The sequence below is a fragment of the Citrobacter sp. JUb117 genome (genome assembly GCF_024809055.1).
GTDB classification, from domain to species: Bacteria; Pseudomonadota; Gammaproteobacteria; order Enterobacterales; family Enterobacteriaceae; genus Citrobacter; species Citrobacter gillenii.
Map to the genome: position 1 here is coordinate 1 of NZ_JANUFB010000010.1, position 16,748 is coordinate 16,748.

General features: G+C 51.0%; 11 protein-coding genes. 9 read left to right on the top strand and 2 right to left on the bottom strand.

The annotated features are described in order from the left end of the window. The first annotated feature begins 514 nt into the window (after positions 1 to 514). From M2374_RS19450 to M2374_RS19470, 5 genes are all read left to right on the top strand, one after another. On the top strand, positions 515 to 2,146 hold the full coding sequence (locus M2374_RS19450) for a sensor histidine kinase (RefSeq protein WP_117343563.1): 1,632 nt from the start codon (positions 515 to 517) through the stop codon (positions 2,144 to 2,146). Next, a complete protein-coding gene (gene dcuR, locus M2374_RS19455) occupies positions 2,143 to 2,862 on the top strand; it encodes a two-component system response regulator DcuR (protein WP_096758636.1) in 720 nt (239 codons plus the stop codon). The genes M2374_RS19450 and dcuR overlap by 4 nt, the downstream gene beginning before the upstream one ends. 751 nt (positions 2,863 to 3,613) lie before the next feature. Continuing rightward, a complete protein-coding gene (dcuB, locus tag M2374_RS19460; RefSeq protein WP_096758637.1) occupies positions 3,614 to 4,954 on the top strand; it encodes an anaerobic C4-dicarboxylate transporter DcuB in 1,341 nt (446 codons plus the stop codon). A gap of 95 nt (positions 4,955 to 5,049) precedes the next feature. Then, positions 5,050 to 6,696, top strand: coding sequence for a class I fumarate hydratase FumA (fumA, locus tag M2374_RS19465; protein ID WP_137399186.1), 1,647 nt, complete (start codon positions 5,050 to 5,052; stop codon positions 6,694 to 6,696). Positions 6,697 to 6,871: 175 nt separating this feature from the next. Further along, complete coding sequence (locus M2374_RS19470) at positions 6,872 to 7,504, top strand: DUF2238 domain-containing protein (protein ID WP_181688549.1); 633 nt, start codon at positions 6,872 to 6,874, stop codon at positions 7,502 to 7,504. Positions 7,505 to 7,540: 36 nt separating this feature from the next. Here the strand turns inward: M2374_RS19470 and melB are convergent, their stop codons facing one another. Continuing rightward, the gene (gene melB / locus M2374_RS19475) at positions 7,541 to 8,971 is read right to left on the bottom strand and encodes a melibiose:sodium transporter MelB (protein ID WP_115259657.1); all 1,431 of its coding nucleotides are present in this window, start codon (positions 8,969 to 8,971) and stop codon (positions 7,541 to 7,543) included. Between the two features lie 91 nt (positions 8,972 to 9,062). Further along, entirely contained in the window at positions 9,063 to 10,418 is a 1,356-nt protein-coding gene (gene melA, locus M2374_RS19480) for an alpha-galactosidase (protein WP_115259658.1), read from the bottom strand. A 268-nt stretch (positions 10,419 to 10,686) separates the two neighbouring features. On the opposite strand from melA, the gene melR reads away from it, so the two are divergent. The 4 genes from melR to adiC all read left to right on the top strand — a co-directional run bounded on the left by melR (position 10,687) and on the right by adiC (position 16,626). Continuing rightward, the gene (melR, locus tag M2374_RS19485; protein WP_117343567.1) at positions 10,687 to 11,619 is read left to right on the top strand and encodes a transcriptional regulator MelR; all 933 of its coding nucleotides are present in this window, start codon (positions 10,687 to 10,689) and stop codon (positions 11,617 to 11,619) included. 199 nt (positions 11,620 to 11,818) lie between these two features. Then, positions 11,819 to 14,086 carry an arginine decarboxylase gene (gene adiA, locus M2374_RS19490; protein WP_181688550.1) on the top strand — a complete coding sequence of 756 codons (2,268 nt, stop codon included), beginning with the start codon at positions 11,819 to 11,821 and terminating at the stop codon, positions 14,084 to 14,086. A gap of 313 nt (positions 14,087 to 14,399) precedes the next feature. Next, positions 14,400 to 15,161, top strand: coding sequence for an AraC family transcriptional regulator (locus M2374_RS19495; RefSeq protein WP_181688551.1), 762 nt, complete (start codon positions 14,400 to 14,402; stop codon positions 15,159 to 15,161). 127 nt (positions 15,162 to 15,288) lie between these two features. Further along, positions 15,289 to 16,626 carry an arginine/agmatine antiporter gene (gene adiC, locus M2374_RS19500; protein WP_096758642.1) on the top strand — a complete coding sequence of 446 codons (1,338 nt, stop codon included), beginning with the start codon at positions 15,289 to 15,291 and terminating at the stop codon, positions 16,624 to 16,626. The last annotated feature ends 122 nt before the right edge of the window (positions 16,627 to 16,748 follow it).

Here is a 16,748-nt window from a genome sequence, read left to right on the forward strand (position 1 = left end):
CGAGTGCCCACACAGATTGTCTGATAAATTGTTAAAGAGCAGTGCAACACGGCTTTCGCTCACTGTTGCGAGGTGGCGTATATTACGCTTTCCTCTTTCAGAGTCAACCGTTTATTTTCAGGTTTTTCTCTTCAACCGAACCGGCTGTTTGTGTGAAGTGATTCACATCCGCCGTGTCGATGGAGGCGCATTATAGGGAGTTCTCTGGCGCCCGCAACCCTTAAATTACAGAAAAATGACTGACTGCTGCATTCCACAGCAAAACCCCGCCTTATACCCATTTACACACAGAGTTATCCACAAAGCCGTCAGAATCTCTAACCTCATATTACGGAATCCCATGGAAATCGACCTGGAATTCCCTATCCTATAAAGAAGAAACCAACGCATACCCGTTTTCTACTCTATATATAAGGAGAGCAAACGGCAGTAGCCCCATAATCCCCCTACCATCTTTGAATTACGTATCCCATCAGGTGATAATAACCACACAATCAGTCATTCCAGGACCGTGATGAGAAACGCTCTGCAACGTACTGCTATACGCAAACGCCCGATGAAGCTCGGCACCACCGTGATCCTCATGGTCAGTGCTGTACTTTTCTCCGTGCTGCTCGTCGTTCATCTGATTTACTTCTCACAAATTAGCAATATGACGCGCGATGCCTTAGCGGACAAAGCCCTTGCGGTGGCCCGAACGCTGGCTGACTCCCCGGAGATCCGTCAGGGTCTGCAGAAAGCGCCTCAAGAAAGTGGCATTCAAGCGATTGCCCAAGCGGTGAATAAAAGCAACGACTTCCTGTTCATCGTCGTCACGAATATGCAAAGCATCCGTTATTCACATCCCGAGGCCCAGCGAATCGGCCAGCGGTTTAAAGGCGACGATATTTTGTTGGCCCTGGAAGGGAAAGAAAACGTCGCAATTAATCGTGGCTTTCTGGCTAAAGCACTGCGTGTGTTTACCCCCATCTATGACGAAAACCACCGCCAAATTGGCGTCGTGTCGATTGGCCTTGAGCTCAGCAGAGTCACTGAACAGATTAATAACAGTCGCGACAGTATCTTCTGGTCCGTCTTATTTGGTGTTCTGGTTGGCTTGTTGGGTACCTGGGTGTTGGTCAAGGTGCTCAAACGTATTCTGTTTGGCCTCGAACCCTATGAAATCTCCAACCTGTTTGAACAGCGCCAGGCGATGCTGCACTCTATAAAGGAAGGCGTAATTGCCGTTGACGACAGTGGTGAAGTCACGCTGATAAACCAGGCGGCCCAGGAACTGCTGGATTACCGCAAGTCACAAGACGATGCGCAACTCTCCACGCTCAGTCATGCCTGGTCACAGGTGGTCGATTTTTCTGAAGTCTTACGTGATGGAACACCACGGCGCGATGAAGAGATCACCGTGAAAGACCGGCTACTGCTGATCAACACTGTGCCGGTCATCAGCAACGGTAAAATCATCGGTGCTATTTCAACGTTCAGGGATAAGACGGAAGTCCGTAAACTAATGCAACGCCTTGATGGTATGGTCAACTATGCCGATGCACTTCGTGAACGATCCCACGAATTCATGAATAAGTTGCACGTGATTCTGGGATTATTGCATCTGAAAAGTTATAAGCAGTTGGAAACTTATATAATTAAGACAGCCAATAACTATCAGGAAGAAATCGGCTCATTGCTGGGAAAAATAAAGTCCCCGGTTATCGCGGGATTTTTACTCAGTAAGATTAATCGCACATCCGATTTAGGCCATACCCTTGTCATTAGTAATGAAAGTCAATTACCGGAAAACAGCAATGAAGATCAAGTAACCGTGCTGATTACCGTTCTGGGGAATTTGATTGAAAACGCACTGGAAGCGTTAGGTCAAGAAGCCGGTGGTGAGATCAGCGTATCCTTACACTATCGACACGGCTGGTTACATTGTGAAGTTAATGACGATGGTCCGGGGATCGCTCCCGATCGCATTGACCACATATTTGAGAAAGGCGTCTCGTCAAAAGGAAGCGAACGGGGCGTTGGTTTAGCGCTTGTTAAACAGCAGGTTGAAAGTGTTGGCGGCAATATCGCCGTCGAATCTGAACCTGGGATCTTCACCCAATTTTTTGTACAGTTACCGTGGAATGGTGAGAGGGCCAGCAGATGATCAATGTCTTAATTGTCGATGACGACGCAATGGTAGCGGAGTTAAATCGCCGATATGTGGCGCAGCTCTCCGGTTTTCATTGCTGTGGGACAGCGTCTACGCTGGAGAAAGCCAAAGAAATACTCTTTCATGGCGAACATCATATCGACCTGATTTTGTTAGACATTTATATGCAAAAAGAGAACGGTCTGGATCTGCTGCCCGTTCTGCATAGCGAAGGCTGCAAATGTGACGTCATTGTCATCTCTTCCGCCGCCGATGCTACCACTATTAAGGACTCGCTCCACTACGGGGTCGTCGATTATCTGATAAAACCTTTTCAGGCTTCCCGTTTTGAAGAAGCGCTTACCGGCTGGCTGCATAAAAAGACGGAGATGGAAAAACATCAGTACTATGAACAGTCGGAGCTTGATCAGTTGATTCACGGCAGTTCCTCTACCGAGCAGGAAACACGTCGCTTACCCAAAGGATTAACGCCTCAAACGTTACGTACCTTGTGCCAGTGGATTGATGAGCACCAGGATCAAGAGTTCTCTACTGATGAGTTGGCGAACGAAGTCAATATCTCGCGTGTGTCCTGTCGCAAGTACCTCATCTGGCTGGTCAATTGTCATATCTTATTTACCAGCATTCATTACGGCGTGACTGGCAGACCGGTGTATCGTTATCGCGTTCAGGCTGAGCATTATTCGCTGCTAAAACAATACTGCCAATAAACAGCATTACGGGGATTATTCGTTATATAAAAGTAACAGTTATTAAAATAATGAAAAATCCCCCTACTGCTTTCTTAGACAGCAAAATACTGAATTTGCGTTAGATCAAATATAATTGTATCCAGCATGTTAACGCTCTATTTTATTATTGACAAACATCACACTGTTTTTAATTTCAAAATCACTAACAAAAGTTAATTAAGTATTATCTAACTCGCAGAATGTGTATTTTTACCCCTAAAGGATTAGTCTGATTTTAACCAGACATAAAAATCTATATCGGTAGCAATGGAGAACATGCTACGTACTATGGACACCGTACATTTTTGTGAGCAAATAAAAGAATCCGTTCGCCAACCTCATAGCATCATGAATTGGCGTGAGCGTGATCACATAAATAATACACTCACCTATCCTGCCGGTGGTTCACGTAATAGTAGAATACGTAAAGCTGACGATAAGTTTCCGGTTAACCGGGACAACGTACCTACACGACAACATCAGCCAATGCTCTTCATAACATGCTCTGCTTCCCATCGCCTGAGGATTCTCTCCTCAGAACAAAGTCACAGAAAAAAAGTTAAATATTTCCAATAACGTTTAAAAATTTTCTAGACAGATATTTGAACATTAATCACAAATACGGACATACCGAATATTGACCGCTTTCTGATGCTTATTACAGCATAAAAGAGTGTGGCACAGATCCATTTATCAAAAATTGACTGGGTTTTTTGCGAGGGTAAATAAAATGTTATTTAGTATACAGCTTCTTATAATATTAATATGTTTGTTTTATGGTGCCAGAAAGGGCGGTATCGCACTGGGTTTGTTAGGCGGTATCGGTCTGGTCATTCTGGTTTTCGTGTTCCATCTCCAGCCGGGTAAACCGCCAGTAGACGTTATGCTGGTCATTATTGCCGTGGTCGCTGCTTCCGCAACCTTGCAGGCCTCCGGCGGTCTTGATGTTATGCTGCAAATTGCTGAAAAGCTGCTGCGTCGTAACCCAAAATACGTTTCCATCGTGGCACCGTTTGTCACCTGCACCCTGACTATCCTGTGTGGTACAGGTCACGTGGTGTACACCATTCTGCCTATCATCTATGACGTTGCGATTAAGAACAATATTCGCCCGGAACGTCCGATGGCGGCGAGTTCTATCGGTGCGCAGATGGGTATCATTGCCAGCCCGGTTTCCGTGGCCGTCGTGTCACTGGTCGCAATGCTGGGTAACGTAACGTTTGAAGGCAAGCACCTCGAATTCCTCGACCTGCTCGCTATCACCATCCCTTCTACCCTGCTGGGTATTCTGGCGATCGGTATCTTCAGCTGGTTCCGTGGTAAAGATCTGGACAAAGACGAAGATTTTCAGAAGTTCATTTCCGTTCCTGAAAACCACCACTATGTCTATGGCGACACCGCTACGCTGTTAGACAAAAAACTGCCTAAGAGCAACTGGCTGGCAATGTGGATCTTCCTGGCCGCTATCGCTGTCGTTGCCGTCCTGGGTGCGGTATCTGAACTGCGTCCTTCTTTTGGTGGCAAACCGCTGTCAATGGTTCTGGTTATCCAGATGTTCATGCTGCTGACTGGCGCACTGATTATCATCCTGACCAAAACCAACCCCGCATCTATCTCTAAAAATGAAGTCTTCCGTTCAGGTATGATCGCGATTGTAGCGGTGTACGGTATTGCCTGGATGGCGGAAACCATGTTCGGCGCACATATGTCTGAAATTCAGGGCGTACTGGGCGAGATGGTGAAAGAATATCCGTGGGCCTATGCGGTTGTCCTGCTGTTGGTCTCCAAGTTTGTAAACTCCCAGGCTGCGGCGCTGGCGGCTATCGTGCCGGTCGCGCTGGCTATCGGCGTTGATCCAGCGTACATCGTTGCCTCTGCTCCGGCATGCTACGGTTACTACATTCTGCCGACCTACCCAAGCGATCTGGCGGCCATTCAGTTTGACCGTTCCGGCACCACCCGCATTGGCCGCTTCGTCATTAACCACAGCTTCATTCTGCCTGGTTTGATCGGCGTAAGCGTATCCTGTGTATTTGGCTGGGTGTTCGCTGCAATGTACGGTTTCCTGTAATCACACTTCGCGTGCCGTCCACTTTTGTACGGCACGCTACTCATAAGATGCAGAACAATTTACGTTTCTGATAAAAAAGAAAAGGCTGGAAGCAAATGTCAAAAGTTGAATTCACTTACCAGGCGCCTTTCCCGCTGGGGGAAGACAAAACTGAGTACTATCTGCTGACATCCGATCACGTCAGCGTCGGCGAGTTTGAAGGCGAGACAATCCTCAAGGTAGAACCAGAAGCACTGACGCTCCTGGCCCAGCAAGCCTTCCACGATGCCTCCTTCATGCTCCGCCCGGAACACCAGCAGCAAGTCGCCTCCATTCTTCACGATCCAGAAGCCAGCGAAAACGATAAGTACGTGGCGCTGCAATTCCTGAGAAACTCTGAAATCGCCGCCAAAGGCGTGCTGCCAACCTGTCAGGATACCGGCACGGCAATTATCATGGGTAAAAAAGGCCAGCGCGTCTGGACCGGTGGCGGGGACGAAGCCGCGCTCTCCAAAGGTGTCTTTAATACCTACATTGAAGATAACCTGCGCTATTCACAAAACGCCGCACTGGATATGTACAAAGAGGTCAATACCGGGACGAACCTGCCCGCGCAAATCGACCTGTACAGCGTGGATGGTGACGAATACAAATTCCTGTGTGTGGCCAAAGGCGGCGGCTCAGCAAACAAAACGTACCTCTATCAGGAAACGAAAGCACTGCTGACCCCCGGCAAGCTGAAAAGTTACCTGGTTGATAAGATGCGCACGCTGGGTACGGCGGCCTGCCCGCCTTACCACATCGCCTTTGTCATTGGCGGCACCTCAGCAGAAAGCACCCTCAAAACGGTGAAACTGGCCAGCACGCACTACTACGACGCTCTGCCGACCGAAGGTAATGCCCATGGTCAGGCGTTCCGCGACGTTCAACTGGAACAAGAACTGCTTGAAGAAGCACAGAAACTGGGTCTCGGCGCACAGTTTGGCGGCAAATACTTCGCACACGATATCCGCGTGATCCGCTTGCCTCGCCACGGTGCATCTTGCCCGGTAGGCATGGGTGTATCCTGCTCTGCCGACCGTAACATCAAGGCCAAAATTAATCGCGACGGTATCTGGATTGAAAAACTGGAGCATAATCCAGCCCAGTACATTCCAGAATCGCTGCGTCAGGCTGGTGAAGGTGAAGCAGTTAAGGTTGACCTGAACCGCCCGATGAAAGAGATCCTCGCCCAGCTTTCTCAATACCCGGTATCTACGCGCCTGTCGTTAAGCGGCACCATCATTGTGGGTCGCGACATTGCCCATGCGAAGCTGAAAGAGCGTATTGATTCCGGTGAAGGTCTGCCGCAGTACGTGAAAGATCACCCGATCTACTACGCGGGTCCGGCAAAAACACCAGCGGGTTATCCATCAGGCTCCTTAGGCCCAACCACCGCGGGTCGTATGGACTCCTACGTTGATCTGCTGCAATCCCACGGCGGCAGCATGATCATGCTGGCGAAAGGGAACCGCAGCCAGCAGGTGACCGACGCCTGCCATAAACACGGCGGCTTCTACTTAGGCAGCATCGGCGGTCCGGCGGCAGTACTGGCGCAGCAGAGCATTAAGCATCTGGAATGCGTGGAGTATCCGGAACTGGGTATGGAAGCTATTTGGAAAATCGAAGTTGAAGATTTCCCGGCCTTCATCCTGGTCGATGACAAAGGCAACGATTTCTTCCAGCAAATTGTCAGCAAGCAATGCGCTAACTGCGCGAAGTAACCTATCTGGCCCGGCACCGGACTGCTCCCAATCGTTGGACACCCAATCGTTGGACACCCAACCGTTGAGGACAGCCCGGTGATCCCCCCGGGCCACTATCCCCCCTCAATAACGGGTATTGAATTTTTATCTCGCCCGATGAATAGTAGCCTTTTCGACTACTCGCTAAATCATCATGATTCGCACACTGAATACTTCGATGCTGAATACTGGCGCACTGGTGCTGGCGCTCATTCTTGCCTACACCGGCTTCTGCGCCACAGAAAAAATCACCTGGCTGATGGAAGTCACGCCGGTCATTATTGTCGTCCCGTTGCTGCTGGTAACCGTTAAGCGCTACCCGCTGACGCCGCTGCTCTACACGCTGATTTTCTTGCATGCCATCATTCTGATGGTGGGCGGTATGTACACCTACGCTAAGGTGCCGATTGGCTTTAATGTTCAGGAGTGGCTGAATCTGAGCCGCAACCCTTATGACAAGCTGGGCCACTTCTTCCAGGGGCTGGTACCTGCCCTGACGGCCAGAGAGATTTTAGTACGCGGCAATATTGTCCGTGGGCGTAAGATGTTGGCGTTTTTAGTCTGCTGTGTCGCGCTGGCGATCAGCGCCACCTATGAACTGATTGAATGGTGGGCGGCGCTGGCGATGGGTCAAGGTGCAGATGATTTCCTTGGCACGCAGGGCGATCCGTGGGATACCCAGTCAGATATGTTCTGCGCCCTGCTCGGCGCATTAACCACGGTGATACTGCTGGCGCGGGTTCATTGTCGGCAGTTGTGCCGCTATGGGTTAATCACCGTGAACTGATTGCCGGATGTCGCTGACGCTAATCCGGCCTGTACGTTACGCCTTAGCTTCACCGGTGGTTGCTACCGCAACCACCGGTATATCCAGTTGCTCATCCACCGAAGGCACCTTGCGGTACTTATCCAACAAGTGGATCTGGATCCGGCGCAGCGTATCGCCGTTCAGTCGGTAGAAACGGAAGTAGAGGATTAGCGTGACCATAAAAAAGAGTGCCGGTAGCGCTATCATAATGAATTGCATACCCACGATGGTTTCGGCAGACTGCTCAACGTTCGGCAGATAGCCAATTATCCCGAGCACCAGCGCGATAAAGAAAGCAGCAAACGCTGATCCCCCTTTGACCACCATGGTTTGTACCGAATAGGCAATGCTTTCACAACGTACATTGAGCTTGTATTCACCGTAATCGACGGTGTCCGCGACCATAATGACCTGCAGCACCCAGAAAAGCGCCGAACCAATGTTCAGTAAAACCCCGGCAATCACAATCAGCAGGGTATTATGAAAACCCGCTAATGCCATCGCCAACAGCACGCCGCAGCTAAGTACCGGCATTATCGATGCCCCAGCCCATAAGATCCGCCGGGACAACGCTTTCACCAGTCGAGGAAAAAGGATCAGCGTCAGCAGATTAGCCGCACCGGCGTAGGACATGTAGTACGGGAAGAGGGCCGCATCGCCAATTACGTAGGTAAAATAGTAAATAGCAAAACCCGCAATAATATTGGCCGCGATATTGTAGGCCAGCGCCATGCCCAGCAAGCAGGAAAGCTGGTCGTTTTTATAGATAAGTCCGACGATCGCTTTCAAACTCAGGCGACTGCTGTCAGCTGTTGCATCGCTGTCCGACGAATACACCTCATGCACATTACGTAGCGTCACGAATGTCGACACGATAAAGAATGCGATCAGCACCAGCGTAAACATCTGGAAACCAAATCCGCGATCGGCCCCGCCAACATAGCTGACAAAGGGCAACGTTACCCCGGCGGTCACAAACCCGGACAAGCTGGCGAAAAAGCGGGGAAACGGCACCAGTTGCTCACGTTCGCGTTTATCCAGCGTAATGGTCGGCACCAGCGACCAGAAGGGAATATCCATAATGGTGTAGGTCATCCCCCACAGAATGTAGGTGACACATACAAAGACAACCTGCGTTGTCCCTTCGAACAGATGGGCGCTAAATAGCAAGAACAGCACCAGCGAGTTCGCCAGGGTGCCGATTAGAATCCAGGGTTTAAACTTTCCCCAGCGTGAGCGGGTGGCGTTAACAATCCAGCCCATGATCGGATCGTTAATCGCATCCCAAATCCTTGCCGCCAGGAACAATGTCCCGACCAGACCCACCGATAACCCCACCACATCGGTGTAGTAATACATCAGGTACATGTACACAATACCAATAGCGAAATCCTTACCAAACGCTCCAAATCCATAACTGAGTTTTGTTGTCAGAGATATGCTCATAGGGTATCGGGTCACTGTTACCAGCGCCCGCCTTCTGTAATAGGAAACGTGAGACGTCGGGCGCCGGACATGCTGCCGGCGCGCAAGGGGCTTATCGATGTAACCAGGCCGGTAACCAGTCGCCATGTGAAGCGATCAGGTCGTCCACCAGCGCATAAATCTCCTCAATGCCCAATACTGCCGCGGTATGGGGGTCCATCATTGCCGCGTGATACACCCGATCGCGGTTTTCCGTCAGGATGGCTTCGGTCAGCAGGGTCTGCACATTGATATTGGTTTGCATCATTGCCGCCAGATGCGATGGGAGAGTGCCCACCTTCGTCGGTTGAATGCCATTGGCATCAACCAGACACGCCACTTCCACACAGCAGCCCTGTGGCAGGTTATCGATCAGGCCGTCATTACGCACGTTGCCATAAATCACGCTCGGCTCACCGGTCCAGATGGCATTCATGATCGTGCTGGCATATTCCCGCGACGGTTTAATATCAATCCGCGCCGCCGTTTTGTACTCCTCCAGCTCTTTATGCCAGTTCGCCAGTTGTTCCACGCAACGTTTCGGGTATTCATCCAGCGGCACCTTGTAGCGCTCAATCAGGTCTTCACGTCCCGGCTTAATAAACCACGGCGTATATTCAGCAAAATGTTCTGAAGACTCAGTAACGAAGTACCCCAGTTTTTTGAACATCTCATACCGCACGATGTTCTGGCAGCGGCTATTCCCGTGAATGTTAGGCTTCGGCGCCTGACCGGCTTCATAAGCAGCCAGCAGTTCCGGGTACAAATCCACATAGCTGCCCTCTGCTGTTTTTCGTTCCAGCTCCAGGTAAAACGCCATATGGTTGATCCCGGCGCTACGGTAGCGCAACGTGGCGGGATCGATATTCAAATCACGCGCCAACTCCTCCGCCGTCCCCTGAACAGAGTGGCACAGCCCAACCTGTTTAATCTGCGGATACCGTGCATACATAGCCCAGGTGTTCATCGCCATCGGATTGACGTAGTTAAGCATCGTGGCATGCGGGCAAACTTCGGTCATGTCTTCACAAATCTGCCATAAATGCGGGATGGTGCGCAGCGCGCGCATAATGCCGCCCGGCCCCAGCGTATCGGCAATGGTTTGTTCCAGACCATGACGTTTACACACGTCAAAATCAGTGACGGTACACGGCTCATAGCCGCCAATCTGGAAGGCGACAACCACAAAATCGGCATCCTGCAACGCCGCTTTCCGATCGGTATGGCAGGTAATGTGACCGGATGCGCCCGCTGAATCCATCAGTTTGCGCACCACAATATGCGATTCTTCAAGGCGTGTGGGATCGATATCCATTAAGGCAATATGCGCAGATTTCAGTGCATCGCGGTGAAAGACATCCCCGAGAATATTTTTGACGAAAATCGTGGAACCGGCGCCGATAAAGGTAATTTTGGGTGCAGACATCATCACTCTCCAGAACGTTGTTGGTCATCGTCAGGATGGCACGCGATGGCGATGAAAGCCTCCGGCTTCTGTAATGAGCATTCCCAAAAACTCAGATCACCTTTCTGCCCACGCAGAATCTGAGTTAATGGGATTAAATTAGCCGAAAAGCAGAGTATGTGGCCCAAAAACTCTACTATGCTGAGGTCTAATGACTCAATTTGCGTCCCAATTCGCAGTCTTATCTGTATACAAATGGCATGATTCTGAGCATTCAGGAAATGGAGTGACCATGACGACGTTACCGATACCGCTTCTCCCTCCCGATCCACATATGTGCAGTAGCGATGAACAGCAGACCCGCAGCCCGCTGACGCTGTACTCAGAGTATCAACGCATGGATATCGAGCTGCGCCCGCCGCATGCCATGGACTCCAGCCACTGGCACGGCCAGGTGGAAGTGAATGTACCGTTCGATGGCGACGTTGAGTATGTTATCAATAACGAAGTGGTGCAGATAAAACAGGGACATATCACATTATTCTGGGCCTGTACGCCGCACCAGCTCACCCGTCCGGGTACCTGCCAGCAGATGGCGATTTTCAATTTACCGATGCACCTGTTTCTCTCCTGGCCGCTGGATCGCGAACTGATCAACCACGTCACGCATGGCATGGTCATTAAATCACTGGCGACGCAACAGCTCAGCACCTTTGAAGTTCAGCGCTGGCAGCAAGAGGTAAACAGCCCGAACGAACAAATTCGCCAGTTGGCGATCGACGAAATTGGTCTGATGCTTAAGCGCTTTAGCCTGTCGGGCTGGCAGCCGATTCTGGTCAATAAAACCTCGCGCACGCACAAAAACAGCGTTTCCCGACACGCTCAGTTTTACGTCAGCCAGATGCTGAGCTTTATTGCCGACAACTACGATCAGGCGCTCACCATTAACGACGTCGCAGAGCATGTGAAACTCAATGCCAACTATGCGATGGGAATTTTCCAGCGCGTAATGCAGCTCACCATGAAGCAGTACATTACCGCGATGCGGATCAACCACGTCCGCGCGCTGCTAAGCGATACCGATAAAACGATTCTGGACGTGGCGCTGACTGCCGGGTTCCGCTCCAGCAGCCGCTTTTACGACACCTTCAACAAATTTGTCGGCATGTCACCACAGCAATACCGCAAACTGAGTCAGCAAAGACGACAGTCCTCAGCCCTCTGACCCCGGCAATATCACTATCAGCCAAAAAAATAATTCCCCTGTCGATAAAAGACGGGGAAAAATCGCCAAATGCACCAATCAACCATTTGTTTTTAAAAAATAAAAACACAAAATCGCCTGATTTTCGCCCCCTTTACTCCCGTATTTATCAGGTAAATACTTGCCCTCGTCACACATCCTCCACTACGGGAAACAGACGATGAAAGTATTAATTGTTGAAAGCGAATTTCTGCATCAGGACACCTGGGTCGGCCACGCGGTCGAACGTCTGGCGGACGCTCTAAGTCGGCAAAATGTGACCGTCATTAAGTCCACATCATTCGATGATGGTTATGCCATCCTGGCCGCCAATGAGGCCATTGACTGCCTGATGTTCAGCTACCAAATGGAACAACAGGACGAACACCTCAACGTCAGGCAATTGATCGGCAAGCTTCACGAACGCCAGCAAAATGTTCCCGTTTTCCTGCTGGGCGATCGGGAAAAAGCTACTGCATCGCTGGATCGCGATCTGCTGGAGCTTGTCGATGAATTCGCCTGGATTCTGGAAGATACTGCCGACTTTATCGCCGGGCGCGCCGTTGCGGCAATGACCCGTTATCGCCAGCAGCTTCTGCCGCCACTGTTCAGCGCATTGATGAAATACGGCGACATCCATGAATATTCCTGGGCCGCACCGGGCCACCAGGGCGGCGTCGGATTTACCAAAACCCCTGCGGGTCGTTTCTACCATGATTACTACGGCGAAAATCTGTTCCGTAGCGATATGGGTATCGAACGCGCCTCTCTCGGCTCGCTGCTTGACCACACCGGCGCATTTGGCGAGAGTGAAAAATATGCCGCTCGCGTCTTTGGCGCTGACCGTTCGTGGTCCGTAGTGGTCGGCACATCCGGCTCTAACCGCACCATCATGCAGGCCTGCATGACCGACAACGACGTGGTCGTTCTGGATCGAAACTGCCATAAATCGATCGAGCAGGGGCTGATCCTCACCGGTGCAAAACCGGTGTATATGGTGCCAAGCCGTAACCGTTACGGCATTATCGGGCCTATCTACCCGCAGGAAATGCAGCCGGAAACGTTGCAGAAAAAAATCAGCGAAAGCCCGCTGACGCAAGGTAAAGCCGGGCAAAAGCCATCTTACAGCGTGGTCACTAACTGTACCTACGACGGCGTCTGCTACAACGCGAAAGAAGCGCAAGACCTGCTGGCACAAACCAGCGATCGTATACACTTCGATGAAGCCTGGTACGGCTATGCGCGCTTCAACCCAATTTACAACGACCACTACGCCATGCGTGGAGAGCCGGGCGACCATAACGGCCCCACCGTATTTGCCACGCACTCCACCCACAAACTGCTGAATGCGCTGTCACAGGCCTCTTACATTCACGTGCGTGAAGGCCGTGGAGCGGTGAATTTCTCCCGCTTTAATCAGGCGTATATGATGCACGCCACCACCTCACCGCTGTATGCCATCTGCGCCTCAAACGACGTGGCGCTCTCAATGATGGACGGTAATAGCGGCCTGTCGCTCACTCAGGAAGTGATCGACGAAGCGGTTGATTTCCGCCAGGCAATGGCGCGGTTATACAAAGAATTCACCGCCGAGGGCGACTGGTTCTTCAAACCGTGGAACAAAGAGGTGGTCACCGATCCACAAACCGGCGAAACCTACGACTTCGCGGATGCTCCGACCCAACTGCTGACCACCGACCAGAATTGCTGGGTGATGCGCCCGGGTGAATCCTGGCACGGCTTTAAAGACCTGCCGGATAACTGGAGCATGCTGGACCCGATTAAGGTCAGCATTCTGGCACCGGGAATGGGCGACGACGGCGAGCTGGAAGAAAATGGCGTACCGGCCGCGCTGGTCACCGCCTGGCTTGGACGTCACGGTATCGTACCGACCCGCACCACCGACTTCCAGATTATGTTCCTGTTCTCAATGGGGATCACCCGCGGGAAATGGGGCACGCTTATCAACACGCTGTGTTCCTTCAAGCACCATTACGATGCCAATACCCCGCTGTCACAGGTGATGCCGGAACTGGTAGAGGAACATCCTGACACTTACGCCAACATGGGCATTCACGATCTGGGCGACACCATGTTCGCCTGGCTGAAAGAAAATAACCCAGGTAGCCGCCTCAATGCGGCCTACTCCGGCCTGCCTGTCGCTGAAATCACCCCGCGCGAAGCCTATAACGCGATCGTGAGCGACAACGTTGAGATGGTAGCCATCGAAAATCTGCCGGGCCGTATTGCCGCCAATTCCGTTATCCCTTACCCACCGGGAATCCCGATGCTGCTGTCCGGGGAAAACTTTGGCGATGCCAATAGCCCACAGATAAGTTACCTGCGTTCGTTGCAATCCTGGGACCATAACTTCCCTGGTTTTGAACATGAAACCGAAGGAACGGAAATTATCGACGGCATGTATCACGTCATGTGCGTGAAAGCATAATGTCGCTTTATAGATAGTCCGATGTTTAAGGTAGACATGTCATGCTTGAGTAATTCCTGAGTATTGCTGCAAAACAATAACATTGTCATACCTTTTGCGCGGGGCCACCCCGCGCTTTTTTTATGCAGCGAAAACACGTTGCCACTCGCGTAAATTATTATGTACACCCCAATAATCCCCACAGATATTGTAATTCCTTTGAATCACGCTATTTTATCGCAGGTTTTGATTCATCATACAATTCCATTTAACCGGTATTACTCACCCTTCGGCGAGCGACGGTATTTTATATTCATATTCCAGGAGTTCGGGTATGAGGGTTTGCAGCAAAGAAGCTTGTGTTGTTGTATTAACGGAGAAAGATGTTTGGTTAAGGATTAACGGTAAAGAAGCCATCAGTTTAAAAGCCAACCACATGGCACTGGTGGCATGTGATAATAATATTATCGACTTCTCTTCACTCAATAACGCCCTGGTGGTTCACATCAGTCGCGACATTATTAAAGATTACTTACGATTTTTAAATAAAGATCTCTCACAAATCCCCCTCTGGCAACGCAGTGCCAGCCCGGTAATGACCGCTGCCTGCCTGACGCCGGATGTGTTTCGGGTCGCCGCCCAGCACAGCGTGATGGAAACGCTGAACGAAGGGGAGGCAGAACGGACACGTGCACTGCTGTTCACCGTGCTATCACGCTTTCTCGACAGCAAAAAGTTTCTCTCGCTGCTGATGCATATGTTACGCAGTCGTATTAGCGACAGCGTTTATCACATCATTGAGAGTGATATTCATAAAGACTGGAACTTGAGTTTGGTCGCCAGTTGCCTGTGCCTGAGCCCCAGTTTGTTAAAGAAAAAGCTCAAAAATGAAAATACAAGTTACAGCCAAATAATTACCACCTGTCGCATGCGTTATGCCATCAATCAATTATTGATGGACGGAAAAAACATATCTCAGGTGTCGCAACTGTGCGGATATAACAGTACGTCATACTTCATCTCTGTATTCAAAGAGTTCTACGGGATGACCCCACTGCATTATGTTAGCCTGCACCGGGAACAAACGGCCGCCTGATTTTTAATCATTTAGCAATAAGCCATAATAATATCAGCATTGGCGATACTCCCCTTTCGCCATAATTCAATCATCTTCTGCGGAGGTATGATACGTCGTCATTTATCCTTATCAGGAGTTAAGAAATATGTCGACGGATGCTGATGCTCACAAAGTGGGCTTAATCCCCGTCACCTTAATGGTGTCGGGGAATATTATGGGTTCCGGTGTATTCCTGTTACCCGCCAATCTGGCGTCAACTGGCGGGATTGCAATCTACGGATGGCTGGTCACAATTATCGGCGCGCTGGCGCTGTCGATGGTGTACGCCAAAATGTCGTCCTTAGACTCCAGTCCCGGTGGTTCTTACGCGTATGCCCGCCGCTGCTTCGGTCCCTTCTTAGGCTATCAAACCAACGTCCTGTACTGGCTGGCCTGCTGGATCGGTAACATCGCGATGGTGGTCATTGGCGTGGGTTACCTGAGCTACTTTTTCCCCATCTTAAAAGATCCGCTGGTGTTAACGCTGACCTGCGTCGCCGTACTGTGGGTCTTCGTGTTGCTGAATATCGTCGGGCCGAAAATGATCACCCGCGTGCAGGCCATTGCTACCGTGCTGGCACTGGTGCCCATTGTCGGGATTGCCGTCTTCGGCTGGTTCTGGTTTCGCGGTGAAACCTATATGGCAGCCTGGAACGTCAGCGGCATGAACACCTTCGGCGCGATCCAAAGCACCTTGAACGTCACCCTGTGGTCATTCATCGGGGTAGAAAGTGCTTCTGTGGCTGCGGGCGTGGTCAAAAACCCTAAACGTAACGTTCCTATCGCCACCATTGGCGGGGTACTGATTGCCGCCGTCTGCTACGTGCTTTCTACCACCGCGATTATGGGCATGATCCCTAACGCGGCGCTGCGCGTTTCGGCTTCACCATTCGGCGATGCGGCACGCATGGCATTGGGTGACACCGCAGGCGCGATTGTCTCCTTCTGCGCAGCGGCCGGGTGTCTCGGCTCACTGGGCGGCTGGACGTTGCTTGCCGGGCAAACCGCAAAAGCGGCGGCCGACGACGGTCTGTTCCCACCGATTTTCGCTCGCGTCAACAAAGCCGGTACGCCGGTTGCCGGGTTAATTATCGTCGGGATCCTGATGACTCTCTTCCAGTTCAGCAGCATGTCACCGAACGCCGCCAAAGAGTTTGGTCTGGTCTCTTCTGTCTCGGTCATCTTCACGCTGGTGCCTTACCTGTATACCTGTGCCGCCCTGTTGCTGCTGGGCCATGGTCACTTTGGTAAAGCACGTCCTCTGTACTTGCTGGTCACCTTCGTGGCATTTATCTACTGCATCTGGGCAGTGGTCGGCTCGGGCGCCAAAGAAGTGATGTGGTCATTCGTGATGCTGATGATCATCACCGCGCTGTATGCCCTTAATTACAACCGGATCCATAAAAATCCGTATCCACTGGATGCCCCAGTTAACAATAATTAATGTAAGCAGCAGGGGTGCATATAGGCCGGACAAGGCATCGCAGCCATCCGGTATTAAGCCAATCTTAAGTTCTTAAGGTTGGCTTAACTTTACTTTGCGAGGATCTGCCCCACTTAGTCGAT

Excerpts from the sequence above, each read along its gene's own strand:
- fumA (WP_137399186.1), top strand. The coding sequence starts at position 5,050 with ATGTCAAAAGTTGAATTCACTTACCAGGCGCCTTTCCCGCTGGGGGAA.
- M2374_RS19470 (WP_181688549.1), top strand. The coding sequence starts at position 6,872 with ATGATTCGCACACTGAATACTTCGATGCTGAATACTGGCGCACTGGTG.
- adiC (WP_096758642.1), top strand. The coding sequence starts at position 15,289 with ATGTCGACGGATGCTGATGCTCACAAAGTGGGCTTAATCCCCGTCACC.
- melR (WP_117343567.1), top strand. The coding sequence starts at position 10,687 with ATGACGACGTTACCGATACCGCTTCTCCCTCCCGATCCACATATGTGC.
- dcuB (WP_096758637.1), top strand. The coding sequence starts at position 3,614 with ATGTTATTTAGTATACAGCTTCTTATAATATTAATATGTTTGTTTTAT.
- adiA (WP_181688550.1), top strand. The coding sequence starts at position 11,819 with ATGAAAGTATTAATTGTTGAAAGCGAATTTCTGCATCAGGACACCTGG.
- M2374_RS19495 (WP_181688551.1), top strand. The coding sequence starts at position 14,400 with ATGAGGGTTTGCAGCAAAGAAGCTTGTGTTGTTGTATTAACGGAGAAA.
- melA (WP_115259658.1), bottom strand. The coding sequence starts at position 10,418 with ATGATGTCTGCACCCAAAATTACCTTTATCGGCGCCGGTTCCACGATT.
- melB (WP_115259657.1), bottom strand. The coding sequence starts at position 8,971 with ATGAGCATATCTCTGACAACAAAACTCAGTTATGGATTTGGAGCGTTT.
- dcuR (WP_096758636.1), top strand. The coding sequence starts at position 2,143 with ATGATCAATGTCTTAATTGTCGATGACGACGCAATGGTAGCGGAGTTA.
- M2374_RS19450 (WP_117343563.1), top strand. The coding sequence starts at position 515 with ATGAGAAACGCTCTGCAACGTACTGCTATACGCAAACGCCCGATGAAG.